Annotated in this window: 20 protein-coding genes; 5 read left to right on the top strand and 15 right to left on the bottom strand. The window is 40.4% G+C overall.

From position 1 onward, the window contains the following. Window positions 1-16 precede the first annotated feature (16 nt). Window positions 17-946, bottom strand: a complete 930-nt coding sequence (locus G7092_RS15775; RefSeq protein ID WP_166090762.1) for a dienelactone hydrolase family protein — start codon at window positions 944-946, stop codon at window positions 17-19. Window positions 947-1104: 158 nt separating this feature from the next. On the opposite strand from G7092_RS15775, the gene G7092_RS15770 reads away from it, so the two are divergent. Continuing rightward, window positions 1105-2040, top strand: a complete 936-nt coding sequence (locus tag G7092_RS15770) for a hypothetical protein (protein WP_166090761.1) — start codon at window positions 1105-1107, stop codon at window positions 2038-2040. Between the two features lie 243 nt (window positions 2041-2283). Here G7092_RS15770 and G7092_RS15765 read toward each other — a convergent pair whose 3' ends face one another. From G7092_RS15765 to G7092_RS15700, 14 genes are all read right to left on the bottom strand, one after another. Next, on the bottom strand, window positions 2284-5217 hold the full coding sequence (locus tag G7092_RS15765) for a lantibiotic dehydratase (protein ID WP_166090760.1): 2934 nt from the start codon (window positions 5215-5217) through the stop codon (window positions 2284-2286). A gap of 64 nt (window positions 5218-5281) precedes the next feature. Further along, complete coding sequence (locus tag G7092_RS15760; RefSeq protein WP_166090759.1) at window positions 5282-5722, bottom strand: hypothetical protein; 441 nt, start codon at window positions 5720-5722, stop codon at window positions 5282-5284. Window positions 5723-5746: 24 nt separating this feature from the next. Continuing rightward, window positions 5747-6886, bottom strand: a complete 1140-nt coding sequence (locus tag G7092_RS15755) for an MDR/zinc-dependent alcohol dehydrogenase-like family protein (protein ID WP_166090758.1) — start codon at window positions 6884-6886, stop codon at window positions 5747-5749. Window positions 6887-6900: 14 nt separating this feature from the next. Then, the gene (locus G7092_RS15750) at window positions 6901-7767 is read right to left on the bottom strand and encodes a hypothetical protein (RefSeq protein ID WP_166090757.1); all 867 of its coding nucleotides are present in this window, start codon (window positions 7765-7767) and stop codon (window positions 6901-6903) included. A 19-nt stretch (window positions 7768-7786) separates the two neighbouring features. Next, on the bottom strand, window positions 7787-9037 hold the full coding sequence (locus G7092_RS15745; protein ID WP_166090756.1) for a radical SAM protein: 1251 nt from the start codon (window positions 9035-9037) through the stop codon (window positions 7787-7789). Next, window positions 9015-10322 carry a radical SAM protein gene (locus G7092_RS15740; RefSeq protein WP_166090755.1) on the bottom strand — a complete coding sequence of 436 codons (1308 nt, stop codon included), beginning with the start codon at window positions 10320-10322 and terminating at the stop codon, window positions 9015-9017. Before G7092_RS15740 ends, G7092_RS15745 begins: the two co-directional genes overlap by 23 nt. Before the next feature lie 94 nt (window positions 10323-10416). Beyond that, on the bottom strand, window positions 10417-10593 hold the full coding sequence (locus G7092_RS15735; RefSeq protein ID WP_166090754.1) for a hypothetical protein: 177 nt from the start codon (window positions 10591-10593) through the stop codon (window positions 10417-10419). Between the two features lie 274 nt (window positions 10594-10867). After that, complete coding sequence (locus G7092_RS15730; protein WP_166090753.1) at window positions 10868-11083, bottom strand: hypothetical protein; 216 nt, start codon at window positions 11081-11083, stop codon at window positions 10868-10870. A 230-nt stretch (window positions 11084-11313) separates the two neighbouring features. Next, window positions 11314-11529, bottom strand: coding sequence for a hypothetical protein (locus G7092_RS15725; RefSeq protein ID WP_076376246.1), 216 nt, complete (start codon window positions 11527-11529; stop codon window positions 11314-11316). Window positions 11530-11774: 245 nt separating this feature from the next. Then, window positions 11775-11996, bottom strand: coding sequence for a hypothetical protein (locus G7092_RS15720; RefSeq protein ID WP_166090752.1), 222 nt, complete (start codon window positions 11994-11996; stop codon window positions 11775-11777). 211 nt (window positions 11997-12207) lie between these two features. Further along, the gene (locus G7092_RS15715) at window positions 12208-12423 is read right to left on the bottom strand and encodes a hypothetical protein (RefSeq protein WP_166090751.1); all 216 of its coding nucleotides are present in this window, start codon (window positions 12421-12423) and stop codon (window positions 12208-12210) included. Window positions 12424-12647: 224 nt separating this feature from the next. Next, window positions 12648-12854, bottom strand: coding sequence for a hypothetical protein (locus tag G7092_RS15710; RefSeq protein ID WP_076376242.1), 207 nt, complete (start codon window positions 12852-12854; stop codon window positions 12648-12650). Window positions 12855-12992: 138 nt separating this feature from the next. Continuing rightward, a complete protein-coding gene (locus G7092_RS15705; RefSeq protein WP_166090749.1) occupies window positions 12993-13199 on the bottom strand; it encodes a hypothetical protein in 207 nt (68 codons plus the stop codon). 162 nt (window positions 13200-13361) lie between these two features. Then, entirely contained in the window at window positions 13362-13565 is a 204-nt protein-coding gene (locus G7092_RS15700; protein WP_166090748.1) for a hypothetical protein, read from the bottom strand. 460 nt (window positions 13566-14025) lie between these two features. Between G7092_RS15700 and G7092_RS15695 the strand changes: the two genes are divergently transcribed. From G7092_RS15695 to G7092_RS15680, 4 genes are read left to right on the top strand one after another with little or no spacing between them, the layout of a single operon-like run. Beyond that, on the top strand, window positions 14026-14223 hold the full coding sequence (locus tag G7092_RS15695; protein WP_166090747.1) for a hypothetical protein: 198 nt from the start codon (window positions 14026-14028) through the stop codon (window positions 14221-14223). Further along, a complete protein-coding gene (locus G7092_RS15690) occupies window positions 14220-14405 on the top strand; it encodes a hypothetical protein (protein WP_166090746.1) in 186 nt (61 codons plus the stop codon). Before G7092_RS15695 ends, G7092_RS15690 begins: the two co-directional genes overlap by 4 nt. A gap of 45 nt (window positions 14406-14450) precedes the next feature. After that, a complete protein-coding gene (locus G7092_RS15685) occupies window positions 14451-15644 on the top strand; it encodes a radical SAM protein (RefSeq protein WP_166090745.1) in 1194 nt (397 codons plus the stop codon). Window positions 15645-15650: 6 nt separating this feature from the next. Next, on the top strand, window positions 15651-17951 hold the full coding sequence (locus tag G7092_RS15680; RefSeq protein ID WP_235953832.1) for a peptidase domain-containing ABC transporter: 2301 nt from the start codon (window positions 15651-15653) through the stop codon (window positions 17949-17951). Window positions 17952-17958: the final 7 nt, after the last annotated feature.

Below are 17958 nucleotides of genomic sequence, written 5' to 3'. Positions count from 1 at the left end.
GTATGGTTCTGGATTATTAGGCTATTAAAGTTTGATGGAACCAGTTAACCATGTCGGTTATTAATGGAGGTATATGATCAATACCGGGGCCGGTATCACTTTTCTCCTTAAATCCATGATCGGCACCCTCGTAAATTTGATGATAGAGGTTTTGTTTTTTGTTGAACAAAAATTCGCTGATGATGAGGTCGAAAGTTTCGGGATGTACCACTGGGTCCTGGGAACCCATAGCCATAAAAACAGGTATGTTAAGTTGCAGGAGGTTTCTTAGCGCAGGCTCGGCAAAGGTGGCCCAGCGCAGGTAGGTATGCCCCTGCCAGAATTTGATGGTTGAGGTTGGGCTTTGCATAATCTCTTCAAATTGCCTGGTGAGTGTTTCGATCTCCTGTTGCCCTTCCCTGAACGGAACTTCTCCGCGTGTAATACGCTTGCGGGTATAAAGAAAATATTCCAGGAATTGCGATGCCCCGCCTCCGCTTAAAAATCCAAGATGACTGATATCTTTATTGATAGTAGCTAGCTTAGCTGCAACATCCGATCCTTCGGAGTGGCCGCATACCAGGATATGCTTACTGTTGATTACTTGGTTTGATTGTAGATAGCGCAATACCGTATCGGCTTGAAACACCCGGTAAGCCAGACTGGTTTTTTGATGATACTCAGCAGGTGCGGCTGCATCCTGGTGGCGGCTGAAAGTAAAACCCGCCTTTGAAATGATAACGAAATTAAAGTTTTGGACAATCTCGGGCCTGGTATGAAGCGAAAAAGTTAACCGGTGCCCCTGATCATTTTCCATACACAAGGGTACAGCGCCAGAGCCTTGCAGGAAGAGAAATGTGCTTTTTTCTGGAGAAAATCCGGGCGTATGGATGTAGAACCGGATGGTTTCCTGGTCCTGTTGAATCACATATTCCTTAAAGCTGTACTCCTGCGGCGTTACTGGCATATATGCTGGTTGGATAAGGGTTGACAGAAATATTTTTGTTATTTATTTTATTATAAATATTATAAAATAAAATGGTTTTATCTCACCAAATTATTATCTTGAATGTAATATAGTTTATAGCTACAAATAAGCTTATTCATATATAAATCTAAGTATTCATGACCATGTTAGAAGCTACTTTTGAACAACAGTTAAACCGTTATTTTACAAACTGTAAATGGACCCAGGCAGGTAACGAATTTCAACTGCAAGGTCCCGGACTAAGCTATTTGGGCCTGGATCAAAACCTGACCGCTAACCTGGCCGGATTTTCAGAGCATAAGTTATCACTGGCAGATGTGGCAGACTTTCATGAGGCGAAGGCGGACTATAATCTTTGTTTTGAAGATACCTGGTCGCTTTTGTTTTGGTTACGATATTTAAAAGCAAATCCCGGGGTAAAAAAAATCAATATCATTCACCTGGACGATCATACCGATTTGATGCCGCCCTTGTTATATAAAGAGCAGGGTGAATATTTTCAGGTGACAGATGATAAGAAGGTGAATTTTGATGATCCGGAAAGCATTACTGATTTTATCCGGGAAGGAAGTATAAACCTGGGATCGTTTATAGCTCCGCTTATTTTTTTCCTGGACAGAGTAAATATTTTTCATCTGCGAAAAGAACTTTCGCCCAATGGGCCTACCAAGCAGAACCTGGTAGAATCATACATTAACGATTTTCCATATCTGGCTAAAGACCGCATCTCTATATCGGTTACCGATAAAAATGATGAACCCGCAAAGGGCTTTTATTACCGGGGAAATGATATGAAATCCCTGATCGGGGAAATCAATGATGATCCTACCTTTTTGCATATCGATCTGGACTATTTCTTAAATCAGTTCAACGGTAATTACCGGAATGATGACCCGGTTGAGATGATAACCCATGGTGAATTGGAAGAGGAGATTCGTTCTATTTGTGCCGAGCTAAGTCGTATTAGACCACAAATTGTTGATGTTACTATTGCCACATCACCGGGCTTTTGCCCTTCAACTCATTGGGAGTTGCTGATCAATAGTTTTATGGAATATTATAATAAAATTTAGTGTCCGCATCATTCGAAATTACCGGAATTGCATTTAAAGCACCTTCTTAGTGAAATTTGGCTAAAGCCTTTTTTGATTAGCTGGCCTATCCGTTGGCTAAAGCCGAACGAGAATGAGTTGAAATTTAGTTCACGATAGAAATCAAAATTCATTGCCGTCCCATTTATGGGGCGGAAAACATAAAATTGTAAATGGCTTTAGCCGAATAAATTAAGAGAATGATTTTCTTGAATTGAGGATAGGTTATGCTCCGATGTGATTAGCCAACTGTTTTACCTCATAACGAATTTTGCAGATAAGGGAAACATAGTATCTGCGTAACAATCCATATATCAACAACTCATTCCTGTTTTGCTGAGTCAAAAAGAAACGATTAAGTGCCATGTGAATAACGCTGTTGATAATTTGCGAAGGTGTTTTACAATTGTAAGGATATTCTTTACAGGTATGTTGAAGGGCAGAGAGGGTCAGTTTATTTTGCTCGGTGCGGGTTTTAAATATTTCTTTAAATACCCAATACGCTTCATTTTCACCATTGATCATGGTTTCAATACTTTGTTTATGCGCCCGGTATAGTGTATCAAAAGATACCTGGAGTTGTTTGGAACCGCCTGCCCGGTTAAAAAAATCAATCTCCATTTGATACAACAGCTCAATTTTACCGGCAATATCCAAATCAAAATCATTCATCAAGGTTTCAACGTTAAGTATACCAACCAGCCAGCTATCCGGTATGGTAACACCGCTTTTAAACAATTGCATAGCGGCGCAGCTGTCGTGATAAAATAATTGCTCGCAGTATTCCATGGTCGCGGAGCCATAGCGTTCAACCTCGGGAATGTAGGTATCGGGCTCTAAAGACCAGATATGGTGGTTTTCTATCTGGCTCTTTAACGCGTTTTTCAATTCAGCAATAACATTGGTATATTTAGCCATGGCGTACGAAGCCATTTTTATCCTTAACCGCAGGTGATAATACGGATCATCATATCGGATAAAGAACCACTGCGAAATGATGCCTTCATCGGTCATCAGGTTTAATAGCTGATAAAGGGTTTCCATAGCTTGGTGAAGAACTATTGGGCGGCCATAAATTTTATAATATATCCACTCATTTTGCTCCGGGAGGTTTTCGTCCGGTTCCGGATACTGCTGTGTTGTTATCTCATTGTATATGGCCGAAGCTTTTCGGTTATCCAAAACAGGGATGATCATTTCGTGGTGAAAACTATCGCCCTTGTTTTTAAATAAGGTTGACGCCGGATTGCCAAGATACTCTATAATGGTAATGCCATTTTCGGTTACGGCTTCCAGGAAAAGGGTACAGGAAAATGCCGACCGGATATCGATCAGCATTTCTTTATCATCATTCGCTATAGTAAATAGCTGCGGGAATTTTAGCCGGCGCTGTAATTCCTTCAAAGCCTCAACAGGCTCTGCAAGCCGTTCGGTTACAGCGTTAATTTCTTGTTGACTGATATGCCATTGGGCCTTGGAAAGTACCAGGTGTTTGTAGGTGATGCGGGGAAGAAAAGACTCGCTTGCCAGATGCTCCCAATACCAGGCGAATACCTGTTTAGGGTTTTGATATTGCAGCTCGCTTAAAAAACGGTATACCGCCGGACCTTTATAAAAATTATGATTACAAGTGAGTATAGGAATGATCCTTTTATTTAACTTTTTGGAATGTAAAATGATCTCCTGGTTTTTAACCGAGATAAACAGATCAGTTAAATGTATATTTTCTTCGGATTGCCCCAAGGCACCTGATTGAAGATCAATAGTAAACCGCCGGAGGATTGGCCGGTAAATAGAATTGTCGATAACATCGCCGGGGATAAAAACTATTTCGGCTAAAATGGAATCTCCGCTTAATACATCTTCCTGGCTGATAAAATCGGATAATTGATTGCGTAGCCCCGGCAAACCATAGGCCGACTTACTTACTAAGGCTAAGGCAGATGGTGCTGATTGTTTTTTGATAAAGAATTGAAATGATTCCCGGTCAAGTTCATCTGATGAAGCAGCAATAAGGTTGCCCTGCAAATAAAAGTTTTTAACCGCGGCCGACTGGTGGCTTTTAAAACGGTTAATATCATCAGCGGTAATTTCAACCTCTTTTTGGTTGTTGATCATTGCCTCCGCAAACTTTTTAAGTCGTAAGCTTTTTAAAACATCCGTTCTGCCCCCCGTAATTTCTTGCGCGGACAAGGGAGAAATATGACCGTTGAAGGTACAGCTTTCAGCGTTGGAAGATGGGTAAATAATGCCGCTTTGCTGATCAAGCGCTGTTAATAAAGGGATTTGAGCATCGCCATAATGGTGTGTGAATTCTGTTACGAAATGAAGCAGATCATCATTAATGTAAGCAGGTCCCAAAGCATTTAACTCTTCAACTTCGGTTAGCAGCGCGGATGTTACCTTGTTGGGGATATTTAAACCAACGGCATTTTTTACAAACAGATCGGCTTGCAGGTATTCTGATGATGAGGCATCCGCATCATAAGGATTAAACAGGGCAGAGATATGTTCATGTATTTGGATCAGAGGCTTATCCGAGTGCAATTGGGCGCGGATATCTTTAATAAATTCAGTTAATTGTTCGTTATCCGGATGCCGGCTAATCAAATCGGCCAGTTCAATAAGTGGATCTTCAGATTTTAAGAATACGGCAAATAGCTGCTTTTGTAAATTACCAAGGGAGTATTCATCCTTTACATCCTCTTCAAAACCCTGTAATTGATAATAGTTAAATATTAATGGATGATGCGGTTTTTCGGCGTCTGCTATTTGTTCATGTCCATTCCTGATCAGGAAATCTGCAACCAGTTTTATCAGTATTTTAACCGGCGTGCCCGCTAATCGCAGTTGCCTTAAATTTTTCTCCTGATCGATAGCCAGGCTGGTTGCCTCTGCAGTTATAGTGCCTGCCGCATAGCCTGCAAACAGCCCGAAAGGCAGCGGGCGGATACAACATCTGACAAAGTATTTATAAAGGGTTTTTAATAACTTCTCTTTTTTTTTAGCATTTAGCTCACCGTTTTCCAACTTCCGTAGTTCGTGGTAAACAGTAGGTGATGCCAGCAAAATACCATCTCTGAAATGATGATGATTGAGCAGGTTTATGAGAAAACTTTCCTCCTGTCCATTTGCTTCGGCAATGCGAAACTCCTCCATTTTTTGTAAGCTAAAAATGGGGAGCCTTAATGAGAAAAAATCACATTGATAAGCAAAATCAGGGCTATCCATATAGTAAACCGTCTTCGGGTATCAGGTAAATATCTAACAGGTTTAGTTCCTTTAAACGGAAAAGAAAGTCCTTTACGTTATCGATCCTAAACTCATCTAAAACGGGTACAGCCACCTCGCTCACCAGTTCTTCTTTCCATGTGGTTTGGTTTTCAATAAAAGTATCGCCCGGCAGCATATATATTGATCCTGTTTTGTTCAGATACCGCTGATCAAAAAGTCCAGGGTTACGCTCCATAATAAAAGATCTGTTTTCCACGATCTCTTTACCCACATAGCAGGTTAAATCGCCACCCAGATTGCTCAAAAACGGGGCTGACATAATGGGCGATTTGGTAGCATAAACCCATAGCCTTTTATGTGTTAATGAAAACCTGGGTTCAATAACCGAAAGACCCTGTACCGGGGAGCTGTGAAAAACGTTAAAGCTCATGATCAATATATTAATTTTGTTTACTTACTCGTACATACATACTACCTTACCTAATCTGTTGGCATCATTATATGACATCTCTAAAAACTCAGAGCCATTTTTGTAGGACAGGCTTTGGTAATTACTTAAACTCAGCTTATCATTAAGATAAAGATCGACGGCTTTGCCCAGATCGCGGGTTGTACCCAAGCAGTTACCGGTAAAGCTGATGTTGTTCATGATAAAGTGAACTAATAGGTTTTCGGGTAATTGCATAGTCTCGGTATCTATGCCGGGTGTGTTGTATAAAGTATTATTCTCAATTCCGCAGGTCACATACCTGCCGTTGAACTTGAGCAGATAGTACAATTTTTTAAGATATATATTACAGAACGGATCAATAATGGCATCAATGTTATTATTCAGGATCTTTACGATCGATAGGTCGATGTCCTCATCCTTTGATTTGTTATTCACCAGTATAGTGGCATTTTTAATGTTTAGTTTTTCCAGTTGTTGCGCCTTTTCTGCAGAAGAGGTGAGCACATAAACATGCTTATACTTAAAATTGGGCAGCATTTTTAATACAAACAACGAAGTGTTTGACGAGCCACCCGTAACCAACAGGGTTGATTTACTGTTGAGCTTTGCCTTACGCAGCATGCTCATGCCGGTTTGCGCACCGATAGAAAATCCTGCGGCAACCTCCAACGGAAAGGTTTCGGGTATTTTATAAAGCTTGCGGTAATGCAGTATTTCTTTTTCTTTTGAAGTAGAGTTGCTGGCTACTCCGGCAGCTAGACCTGGTTTGCGCTTTTTAAGCAGGCGTATCTCCTCGTAATTCCAATTAGGTATTACGCGGTCGCCTTTTTGCAGACCGGTAACCAGGCGGCCGGTTTGTTCCACCTCTCCCACAAATTCAGACCCGATGGGCAGATAGGCCGTTTTGCAATTGTCGCTGATAAAATGCCGCGAAGCCTTCATGATAAAATTGAGGTCGCGGTAGTTGAGCGAAAAACCTTTTTTCCTGACCAAAACTTCATGGTCGCCCAGTACAATATTCTCTTTCTCCGGAAAACAATCATCCAGAACAAAATTTACAGGCTCCCCAAAAAAATTCACCGCGAATTTACTGGCCGGGTTTGCCACTTCAAATTCGGGATGTACTACCGCTAATTGTTTCATGGGTATTTGGATAATTAATAAACCTGACTGTTAAATACGGGTTTAGGGCAAGTGTTTTTAAACGCACCGCGGTATGATAAACTTACATCATAATGAGTGGTACCTTCTGTACAGCCTTCATGTATCATATTTTCTGTGGGGGCAATGTAGGCCTCATAGGGCTGTATAGGGATCTTTATAACCGGGTACTCGCTGAAGTACCGCATAAAGTCGTTATAAAGGTTCCATTGTGAGTATTCTTTTACAACCGTTTTTTTGGTTTTCATCCACTCTATCATGGTGTTGATAGGTTGATTGATGAACAGTAGATGCCTTACTTCGGCGCCCAGGTTGATACACATCCTGCGGCCGGCGTGTTCGGTTTGGCCTATATCAAACCCGTCGAAATTATCGATATGCAGACCTCCCAGCGCGTTAAATTTAAGGTAAACGGTCACCGTTTCCAGATTAGGCTGGTTAAACGCGAATGATGGCGGCGGCACCGGCTGACCTTCTATCAGCAGGGTTTTCAGGTAGGTATTAAGACCAATAATGCTTTGATCCAGCTTTTCGCCGTAAAGCGCTTTGTAATGTTTAAATTTGAATTTACTGTTGATATTTTGAAACTTGTACTCTTTCAGTTCTTCAATCACATGATCGGGCAGTTTAACAATATTGATAACGCTGTTTAGGTCTGGTTCTTCTTCTCCATCCTGGCCAAGCAGTATTTCCCGTTCGGTTTCGTTAGCGCTTCTCCAGGGCTTTAATGGTTTAAAAGCATTATCCCGGTATTGTATCCCGTTTGACGCTGTGCCCTTTGCTATCATTGTTCCTTCGCTAAGCCAAATTTTAGACTCCCAGTCTAAATGTGGATAAATTTTGATGCCATCTTGTATGATCATGATTTCAATATTTTCTGGGTCAAATACTAATTGTTACTAAATCCTTGGGCTGCCTGTCGTTAAATATTTCCAGGTAATCAAATTTTTTGATTTGAATATCTTCTTCCATATCGGCCGACAATGTATCTACGATCCTGTTTTGGATATGGCTGATGAGCCTGGTAAGGTCCATACAATAAACCGAAGTATTATTGAATGAATTGGATGTGCTGTACCGGTGCGGCAAATAACCGGCGCCGCAGATGCTCCGTATTTTACAGGACGAACACTCGCGGCATAAACTATTATGGCTCTTGAAATAAAGGTTAGCCAGATCGGTGTTCAGGCCTTCATCAATTTCGTGATTATGTACATTGGTATTGGCTTTAGTAAAAGAGGGGCCGCAAATTTTTAACGAGTCGCCAGCTTCGTATGCACCATCTGTTTCAATCACCATTACCTGATTATCACCGGCGCCAAGGTCATCTGCTGAAACTTTATGGCCCAATACCATTTGCACTATCTGGGTAAACTTCCGGATTTTTGGCCGTTTGTTTTGGTTGGAATCATTATACCATTCATCAAACAAGGCAATGAGCCAATCGCCGTAAGCGGTTGGCGATCCGTAAAACCGGGTACCTGGCGAAGGTGCCGGCGGCAGTTTATCCCAGTTAGAGTCGGGTAATAATATGTCAAATGATTCAATGCCGATCGATTTGTGATGATAATATAATTCCTTAGGATCTGAATCAATGTTGATCACCGTTAATACCGCCGGAGCTTTTTTGCTGAATTCAGAATCACGGGCCAGCTGGTATTTTTCAATTACCCGGTCATATGACCCTTTGCCTTTATGATCGATGCGATATTTATCATTAGTTTCTTTATCCCCATCCAGGCTGATACCCAATTTAATATCCAGCTCTTCAAACAGCTGCATCCACTCTTCATCAATAAGCAGGGCATTGGTTTGCACCACATAAACGATCTTTACATGATCAGCAATGTTTTGCCGGAAGATATCCAGGAAGCGGCGGAAAAAAGCTTTACCGGCCAGTAAAGGCTCGCCACCATGCAAAATGATGGAAATAGCCTGCATCTCGTGCTTTTTTGAAAATGAGTCGATCCGCTGGGCAAGCTTTTGGATGGTAAGATCGCTCATTTTTTTAGGCTGCATCAAATAGCTGTCGTCGCCCATATTATACATATAGCAATAGGTACAATTAAGGTTACAGCGGCTGGCTATTTTAACAACAAAAGAAAATGATTTAGCTTGCATAGCTTTGGGCATATATTTCGTTGATGATTTCGGTATAGTTCAGTTTTCCAAGCGGATACAGATCTAGTATCTCTTTCGGCAGATTGTCAACCACGGTTGATTGGATCTCTGATATCAGTTTGATCAGGTCTTTGCAGTAAACAGATGGATTATCAAAGCCATTATCCGGGCTGTAACGGTGTGGCATGTAACCGCCGCCGCACATTTCTACAATGGGGCATCTTTTGCAAGTTTCGCTCAGGTATTGCCCGTTGTGTACATAGGTGGCTACCAGTTTTTTATCAAGGGCATCGTCAAGCGCATTGGTTTTTACGTTAAGTCCTTGTTTAGTGATGGCGTTGCCGCAGCTTTTCAGTACGTCTGATGGTTCAATACCTCCATCTGTTTCTATTACCAGCAGGCCGTTATCTTTATTGCCAATGGAATCTAAAGATGCCGATGCACCCAGCACCTGTTTGATCAGCATGTCAAACAACCGGATGTGCGGCCTTGATTCCGATTTGTCATTAAACCAAAGATGGAACATGATCAGCATCCAATCGGCATACGGAGTAAGCGATTTGGAAAATGGTCCTTTACTTGGTACATATGGTCCTACCCGGTGGTTGGCTATCGGGAACAGTAGATCAAATGATTCTACATTAACTACGTTGGCGTAGTGATAGTATAGTTCAACCGGATCGCAGTTCAGGTTCATCACATTCAACAAACCAACTCTGTACTTACCGGTTACAGGATTTCTGTTATCCTCTAATTTATGTATCCCGGCTACCACCCTTTGATAGCTTCCGCGGCCTTTATGATCAACCCGGAAAGCATCATTGATTTCTTCGGTGCCATCTAAACTTACACCTATCTGGATCTTCAGCTCATTAAATAATTTACCAATGCTGCGGGTAAGCAACACGCCGTTGGTTTGAATAAAATAGTTTGGAGTAATGTTATGTTTTTCAAACAGGGCGTTTGTTTTGTTAACAAAGTTTATAAAAAACTGCTTGCCGGCCAGCAGCGGCTCACCACCATGAAAACCAAAAGCAAAAGCGGTTAAGTTATGTTTTTTAACATGCTCAATAACACGGGCAAGCATGGTATCAATTACCTCTTCGCTCATAAACTTTGGCTGCTGCATATAAGTTTTATCGCCCAAATTGTACATGTAGCAATAGCTACAATTCAGATTGCACCTGCTGGCTATTTTTAAAACCAAAAAATCAACCTTGCTTGTTGGGTTTGATGGGTTAGGTGAGTGATGCACCACCTCTAAGGTTTCGGGTTTTTCTGCTATTTGGGTTTGCATAATTTTTTAAATAAACTGAGTTGTTATAGCCGCTTGTTAATTAAGTTTATTAGTATTTGCTTTTACCTTTTTTAAGGTTATGAATGTGATGTTGCTAAAGACCAGAGGCGTCGACACCCGGAAATTTCTTCAGAAACAGCCGCGTCGATTTTTCTACTTTACCGTTGTTCGTTCTTTTTACTTTTTCGCGTGGTTCGGCAACAGGTAAACCATAATTCTTTAGTTGTAAATTATGTAGCCCCCCGATTAACGCTTTAATTTCTCCTGACATAATTTTTATGATTTGGTTTTTTTATTAAAACTAACGGGGTGATCATGGAAACCCAAACTTTTTCGACTAATTGAGCCTACTATAAGACGAATACATAATTCAACGGGGTGTTTGATTGATGGCCTGTTAATATCCATTTAAGCGGATATGCAGATGTGAAAATATGAAGTACAGAATCCGGAAGAAGCCAGGAAGGCCAATAGTTAAAAACAAAACGGCCGGTATGGTTTATCAATCATAAACTATACCGGCCATTTACAGCTAAGGCTGAAAACTACATGCAATCAGCGCCTCTGCTGAAAGTTCCGCTCACAGAACCGTGGATAACGCTTGATTTGTCTGTAACAGCGCCACCAGAAATTGATTCACCGGCTTCTTTCAGTGCATCGTTTTCTAATTTTTTCAGTTTAGCATACAATTCTTCCGGAGTTAACTCATCCAGATTCAGGCGGAAACTGTAAGTTCCTTTAGTGTCTTGGTTTTCTGACATAGCTTTAAAGTTTTAATTTATGAGTAAAGCTAAATGGCTGATACTTTGGGGCGAAACTTTTTCGACCAATTGCATGCTTTGAACGTAAAAGAGATAGCTCCGGGCTGACGAATGAGAATAAGCAATATTTAGGAGAGCAATGGCCCCCGGGATTAGGGTACAAAACAAAACGACCGGCATAGTTTATCAATCATAAACCATACCGGTCGTTTAAGAGGTAAGACGGAAAATTACATGTTATCAGCGCCTCTGCTGAAAGTTCCGCTTACAGAGCCATGCACCACGCTAACAGGTGAAGTGCCTGTACCACCAGAAATTGATTCGCCGGCATCTTTCAGCGCATCATTTTCTAATTTTTTTAATTTTGCATACAATTCTTCCGGAGTTAATTCGTCCAGATTCAGGCGGAAACTGTAAGTTCCTTTGGTTTCTTTGTTTTCTGACATGGCTTTAAAGTTTTAATTTTTAGTAAAGCTAAGTGCCTGATAATTTGGTCTGAAACTTTTTCGACTAATGGATATCTCTTAAAGACGAATACGTTTTAAACCATTGCAAGCTGATTAATTGACAAGGAAATGATAACCCTTATGGTTGATGCCAATCCAGGTTTTGGTATCAACAAATTAAATTCAACCCAAACAAAAAGCCCGACCTACCAGGTAGATCGGGCTTTTGTTTCAAAACCAGCAACTTAACTTTGTGTTGGTTGTGAAACGATACTTTTACTAAAAGTACCACTTACAGAACCGTGGATAACGCTGGCTCTTGCATCACCGGCAGCACCACCAGAGATGGCCTCTCCGGCTTCTTTTAATGCGTCGTTCTGTAATTTTTTCAATTTGTCGAATAACTGCTCAGGAGTTAATTCGTCCAGGTTGAGCCTGTAGCTGAAAGTTCCTTTTTTTTCTGACATGGTTTTGAAGTTTTAATTTATAGTAAAACTAAATGCCTGATAGTTTGACCGGAAACTTTTTCGACCAATTGAAGCAGCTTCTTGACCAATGTATTAAAGTTGCAGGATTACTCAGTAGTTTAATAATAGGATAAAATGTAAGTGGCCGTAAAAAAACAAAACCCGGCAGATAAGTACCTGCCGGGTTTTGATGTCGGTAACAGAAATGCAATTACTGTGCAACAGAACGGCTGAAAGTGCCACCTACAGAACCGTGGATAACACTTGCTCTGGCATCAGAAGCAGCACCACCTGAAATGGCTTCACCGGCTTCGGCCAATGCGTCGTTCTGTAATTTTTTCAATTTGTCGAATAACTCTTCCGGAGTCATTTCATCAAGGTTCAGCCTGTAGCTGTAAGTTCCTTTGTTTTCTTTGTTTTCTGACATGGTTTTAAAGTTTTAATTTATAGTAAAGCTAAAATCCATATAATTTGAGGGCGAATTTTTTCGACCAATCAGAGTCACTTAAAGACCAATGTATAACAATTAGGGAGTAATGGAATATTCTGATGAGTGCGTTTTAAAAACATGATAGATATGAAAAGCCGCTAAAAACAAAACCCGGTGCATCATAACGCACCGGGTTTTGTTTTTAGCGGGTAGAGCTACAATTAGTTTTGAGCGGCTCTGCTGAAAGTACCGCTTACAGAACCATGAACTACACTTACTGAGCTTTGTTTGTCAGCTCCGCCGGCAATAGATTCGCCTGCGTCAATCAGTGCATCATTTTGTAATTTTTTCAGTTTGTCGAATAACTGCTCCGGAGTTAATTCGTCAAGATTCAGCCTGAAGCTGTAAGATCCTTTTTTTTCTGACATGGCTTTAAATTTTAGTTTGTTGATAATAAAGCTATGAGCTGGAGATATCGAGGACGAATTTTTTCGACCAATCAGGAGCTCTTAAAGACAAATTATGCTTTATGTCCGTCCTGATGGCAAACGGTGGTGGTGCAGATACTATTGTCCACCTATAATTTTACTAAATGTAGAACCGGAAGAATGCATCACACTTGGACCTGTGGTGCCCCCGGATATGGATTCTCCTGCTTCTTTAAGAGCGTCATTCTGTAGTTTTTTCATTTTGTTAAATAGTTCTTCCGGCGTTATTTCATCGAGGCTCAGCCTGATTTTGTCGTTTTTTTTACTTTTTTCTTTTTTTGACATAATCTTAAGACTTAGTGTTTACTTATGATGTTTATTTAAATAAAAACGTTTTTAAGCAATCAGAATAACTTGTTTTTCAATAGCATCTTTCAGGTATTGGTAAAGAATGGCCCGGCCTGTCTTTGTGTACAGACCGAGCCTTTTGGGGGAACAATGTTACCTTTAATTAGCAGCTCTGCTAAAGGTACCACTCACAGAGCCATGAACTACGCTTACAGAACTCTGTTTGTCGGCACCGCCGGCAATAGATTCGCCTGCATCAATCAGTGCATCATTTTGTAGTTTTTTCAGTTTGTCGAATAACTGCTCCGGAGTTAATTCGTCAAGATTCAGCCTGAAGCTGTAGGATCCTTTTTTTTCTGACATGGCTTTAAATTTTAGTTTGTTGATAATAAAACTAGTCGGGCCATCCTCTAAACCGAAACTTTTTCGACTAACTGCTCTATCTGTCAGGCTAACGATCCATTATCATGGATTTTATGGCTTTAGCCAAAAGAAGTAATAGGCACAAAAGGTACTGGCAATAATTAAATAGGCAGACTATAAAATGCTAAGTTTAACCAGGTACATCCACCGCAAATAAACCAGTATAAACATGATATCCTTAACGCTGCTTATACAGTTATATAACTCTTCTGTATCCGGGAATTATTAAGGTGCCTAAAAACCAGTAACCTGCTCATTTTCATAAGCGGAAGGATTATGTCAATTAGTCACCCAAACCTCTGAATTGGTCGAAAAAATGAAGGTCTTAATTACATTCTTCGCTATAATTACATAAACAACACAATTAAATCGAGTTAAACCTAAAAAGATTAAGGACATTATGAAAAAGGACTTAAATCATTTTAAACAAACATTAGCTGCCCAGGATGATCAATCTATTTTGGATAATGAGGCATTAACAACTATAAACGGTGGCGATAAAGAGTATAAACCACTCTATCATGATCAGGAGAAAAAGAATATATGGACCAAGAGTTCGGTAATTTTTGACCAGGACAATAACTATTATTCAAAATGAAAAAGAAAGACAAAAAATCAACTCCGGCTGAACATGACCTGAAGTCATCGGCCATTGAACAGCTAAAACTCAAAGGAATTGAGTTAGAAGGTGGTGATACCATCGCCGGCGGGTTTATTGAAACAATGGATACAGGTGGTCTTCCGGGTTTTATTGAAGTGCACCTTGATAAAAAAGACTGATGGTTAAAAAACTAACCTGAACATGGTTGCTGATCCCTAAGCTAAATGAATTTGAATACGCTCGTTTTAAAAGTAGCAAGCAGATGTAATCTGAATTGCACCTATTGCTACGTTTACAACCTGGGCGATTTAACCTACCAGGATCAGCCGAAGTTCATGTCGGTAAAGGTGGTTGAAGCGATTTTGCAAAAAGTATCGCGGCATTGTGAAAAGCATAATATCAGGAGTTTTCATTTTGTTTTTCATGGAGGCGAACCTCTTTTACAAAGTATGGCGTTTTTCTCCGGCTTTATTAAAAAGGCCAGGGAGATTATTAAACCGCAAACGCATCTCCATTTTGCTGTTCAAACCAATGGTGTGCTTTTGACCAAAGAGTGGTGCGACTTTTTTTTGTCAGAAGCAATAACCATCGGTATCAGTTTAGATGGTTACGAGGAAATTCATGACAGCAAACGTGTTGATCATGCGGGTAACGGATCATATCAAAAAGTTATAGAAGCTATTAACCTGGTGAATAGTTACCAGGGCAAGCTTAACCTGGGCATACTAACGGTTATTAATACCCAGGCAGATCCGGATAAGCTATACCAGCAGATAAAGGAGCTAAATATCAGGAGCTTTAATTTGCTTTTGCCTTATGCTTCCTGGGACGTTCCGCCACCTGACTGGGCCAAAAACCGGACCGTATATGCCGACTGGCTGATCAAGATTTTTGACCGCTGGTATGCTGATGATAAGCCTAAACCATCCATTCCCATATTTGAGCAAATACTGGGTTTGTGTATAGGTTTAAGGCAAAGCTCACAATACTTTGGAGGTGAAAAGCTCGATTTTTTGATCATTGAAACCGATGGAAGTATTGAAGTTTCAGGTGCGTTAAAAGTATGCGGCCATGGCATGACCAAAGAGAATATGAATATTCTGGAAATGGATCTGGATGCCGCATTACAAAATAACCAGCTGAACCTGCATTATAATAGTCACCAGGAGTTGCCTTATCCGTGTAGCAATTGTAAGGTTGTAAGTATTTGCGGCGGTGGGTTTTTGCCCAACCGGTACAGCGCGCTAAATGGGTTTAACAATCGCTCGGTTTACTGTCATGATTCGCTTAAGCTGATCTGTCATATCCACAATACATTGATGGATAGTTTGCCGCAAAAGGTTTTAAATAAAGCAAAAAAGAATTTGCTTTCGTACGATAATGTTTTTAATGAAATACATTCAATGATAAGCTATTAAATAATAATGATGAAAAAGAAATTTAAGTTTCATAAGCAGTTAGACCACATGGATTGCGGCCCCACTTGTTTAAAGATGATCGCATCATATTATGGGAAAGATTATTCATTAGATTTTTTAAGGGCTAACTCATTTATTACACGCCAGGGGGTTAACCTGCTTGGTTTAGGCGAAGCTGCCGAAAAAATCGGTTTAAAAACATTAGGGGTTAAAATTACGCTGAACCAATTGGTTGAAGATGTTCCGCTGCCCTGCATCCTGCACTGGAACCAGGAACATTTTGTTGTGCTGTATGATATCCAGTTAATTAAAGACGGCCTTCTTTCTAAAAAGAAAAAACTTAAATTTTTAATTGCCGACCCAGGGCATAACCTGATATCTATTGATCAGGCAACTTTTTCAAAGTTCTGGATGAATACCGGCGATCAAAAAGGCGTAGCCCTGATTGTAGAGCCAACCATTGAGTTTTATAACCAGGAGGAAAACAACCAAACAAAATCAAGCGGCTTTAAATTCCTCTTTAAATATATAGCGCCATATAAAAAATATGTGGTTCAGGTTATCATTGGTATGTTACTGAGTAGCCTCATCGCCCTGATTTTCCCGTTCCTGACACAAAGCATGGTAGATTTTGGGATACAGCGGCATAATATTGATTTTATTTACCTGGTTCTTTTTTCCCAACTCTTCCTGTTTGTGGGCGGCATGACAGTTGATATGATCAGGAACTGGATGTTGCTGCATATTAATACCCGGGTGAGTGTAACCATTATTTCCAATTTCCTGGTTAAGCTCATGAAGCTTCCCATCAGCTATTTTGAGTCAAAAAACGTAGGTGATATTACACAACGGATCAATGACCACCATCGCATCGAAACATTTTTAACAGGTTCAACATTAAGTACCCTGTTTTCTATCATCAATATATTGATATTCTCCATTGTGCTGGGTTCCTATAATGTAAAGATATTGGCCATTTTTGCAATTGGTAGTGCTATCTCTATTGCCTGGGTACTTCTATTTCTGAAAAAACGTAAAGATCTTGATTATGTACGTTTCCAAAGGATGCGCGAAAATCAAAACACGATATATGAGCTGGTGACCAGTATGCAGGAGATTAAACTGAATAACTGCGAAAGAACCAGGAGATGGGAATGGGAGCGTATACAAGCCCGCTTATTTAAGGTAAATATTCAGAGCCTGGCTCTGGAGCAATACCAGGAAATAGGCTCCTCATTCGTTACCCAGCTTAAAAATATCCTGATATCATCCACAGCTGCCTTTTTGGTAATCAATAACAGTATTTCGCTTGGGGTTATGCTCAGTATATCGTACGTGGTAGGGCAAATGAATAACCCGCTTAACCAGATCATTGGTTTTGTAAGGAGCGTTCAGGATGCCAAAATAAGTTTAGAGCGGTTAAGTGAGATCCACGATCAAAGTAATGAAGAGATCGACCTATCTACCAAAGCTGGAAAAGTAAATAAGGAGTTGTACGAAACCAGCGAAAGCACCGACAATGTGATCAATAGCCAGGTTGTAAACGGAAAAGCCTATAATACCAAAAGAGGTATTCATCTGGATAATGTTTCGTTCAGGTACGGCGGCTCTCAATCTGTTAAAGTTCTTAAAAATATAAACCTGTTTATTCCGGAGGGTAAGGTGACCGCGATTGTAGGCTCAAGCGGTAGCGGAAAAAGTACCTTGTTGAAATTACTGCTGAAGTTTTATCCGCCAACTGAAGGACAGATCACGATAAACGAATCGGATATACTGGACTTGTCTGCAAGGGACTGGCGAAAAATTTGTGGAACCGTGATGCAGGAGGGTTATATTTTCTCAGATACCATATCGCGAAACATTGCGGCCAATGAGGATACCCCTAATGAAGAAATTCTGCAACATGCCATTAATGTGGCCAACATTCAGGATTATATCAAAAAACTGCCGTTAGGGCTTACCACCAAAATAGGTAATACGGGTACAGGAATGAGCGGTGGCCAAAAACAAAGGATATTTATTGCCAGGGCCGTATATAAACAACCTAAATACCTGTTTTTTGATGAGGCCACCAGTGCGCTTGACGCCAATAACGAAACCGTTATTATGCAAAACCTGAATGACTTTTTTAAAGGCCGAACCGTATTGGTTATCGCTCACCGGTTAAGTACCGTAAAAAATGCCGACCAGATTGTAGTGATGGAAAACGGAACTATCATTGAAGTAGGTAATCACCTGGAATTGGTACAGAAGAAAGGTAAATACTATGAGCTTGTTAAAAATCAATTAGAATTGGACGCTGCTTAAATTTTGG

The organism is Mucilaginibacter inviolabilis (assembly GCF_011089895.1).
In the GTDB taxonomy this organism is placed as follows: Bacteria; Bacteroidota; Bacteroidia; order Sphingobacteriales; family Sphingobacteriaceae; genus Mucilaginibacter; species Mucilaginibacter inviolabilis.
The sequence above is the reverse complement of the archived record's forward strand: the minus strand, read 5'-3'. Positions and strand labels throughout refer to the sequence as shown.

Excerpts from the sequence above, each read along its gene's own strand:
- G7092_RS15775 (WP_166090762.1), bottom strand. The coding sequence starts at position 946 with ATGCCAGTAACGCCGCAGGAGTACAGCTTTAAGGAATATGTGATTCAA.
- G7092_RS15770 (WP_166090761.1), top strand. The coding sequence starts at position 1,105 with ATGACCATGTTAGAAGCTACTTTTGAACAACAGTTAAACCGTTATTTT.
- G7092_RS15765 (WP_166090760.1), bottom strand. The coding sequence starts at position 5,217 with ATGGAGGAGTTTCGCATTGCCGAAGCAAATGGACAGGAGGAAAGTTTT.
- G7092_RS15760 (WP_166090759.1), bottom strand. The coding sequence starts at position 5,722 with ATGAGCTTTAACGTTTTTCACAGCTCCCCGGTACAGGGTCTTTCGGTT.
- G7092_RS15755 (WP_166090758.1), bottom strand. The coding sequence starts at position 6,886 with ATGAAACAATTAGCGGTAGTACATCCCGAATTTGAAGTGGCAAACCCG.
- G7092_RS15750 (WP_166090757.1), bottom strand. The coding sequence starts at position 7,767 with ATGATCATACAAGATGGCATCAAAATTTATCCACATTTAGACTGGGAG.
- G7092_RS15745 (WP_166090756.1), bottom strand. The coding sequence starts at position 9,037 with ATGCCCAAAGCTATGCAAGCTAAATCATTTTCTTTTGTTGTTAAAATA.
- G7092_RS15740 (WP_166090755.1), bottom strand. The coding sequence starts at position 10,322 with ATGCAAACCCAAATAGCAGAAAAACCCGAAACCTTAGAGGTGGTGCAT.
- G7092_RS15735 (WP_166090754.1), bottom strand. The coding sequence starts at position 10,593 with ATGTCAGGAGAAATTAAAGCGTTAATCGGGGGGCTACATAATTTACAA.
- G7092_RS15730 (WP_166090753.1), bottom strand. The coding sequence starts at position 11,083 with ATGTCAGAAAACCAAGACACTAAAGGAACTTACAGTTTCCGCCTGAAT.
- G7092_RS15725 (WP_076376246.1), bottom strand. The coding sequence starts at position 11,529 with ATGTCAGAAAACAAAGAAACCAAAGGAACTTACAGTTTCCGCCTGAAT.
- G7092_RS15720 (WP_166090752.1), bottom strand. The coding sequence starts at position 11,996 with ATGTCAGAAAAAAAAGGAACTTTCAGCTACAGGCTCAACCTGGACGAA.
- G7092_RS15715 (WP_166090751.1), bottom strand. The coding sequence starts at position 12,423 with ATGTCAGAAAACAAAGAAAACAAAGGAACTTACAGCTACAGGCTGAAC.
- G7092_RS15710 (WP_076376242.1), bottom strand. The coding sequence starts at position 12,854 with ATGTCAGAAAAAAAAGGATCTTACAGCTTCAGGCTGAATCTTGACGAA.
- G7092_RS15705 (WP_166090749.1), bottom strand. The coding sequence starts at position 13,199 with ATGTCAAAAAAAGAAAAAAGTAAAAAAAACGACAAAATCAGGCTGAGC.
- G7092_RS15700 (WP_166090748.1), bottom strand. The coding sequence starts at position 13,565 with ATGTCAGAAAAAAAAGGATCCTACAGCTTCAGGCTGAATCTTGACGAA.
- G7092_RS15695 (WP_166090747.1), top strand. The coding sequence starts at position 14,026 with ATGAAAAAGGACTTAAATCATTTTAAACAAACATTAGCTGCCCAGGAT.
- G7092_RS15690 (WP_166090746.1), top strand. The coding sequence starts at position 14,220 with ATGAAAAAGAAAGACAAAAAATCAACTCCGGCTGAACATGACCTGAAG.
- G7092_RS15685 (WP_166090745.1), top strand. The coding sequence starts at position 14,451 with ATGAATTTGAATACGCTCGTTTTAAAAGTAGCAAGCAGATGTAATCTG.
- G7092_RS15680 (WP_235953832.1), top strand. The coding sequence starts at position 15,651 with ATGATGAAAAAGAAATTTAAGTTTCATAAGCAGTTAGACCACATGGAT.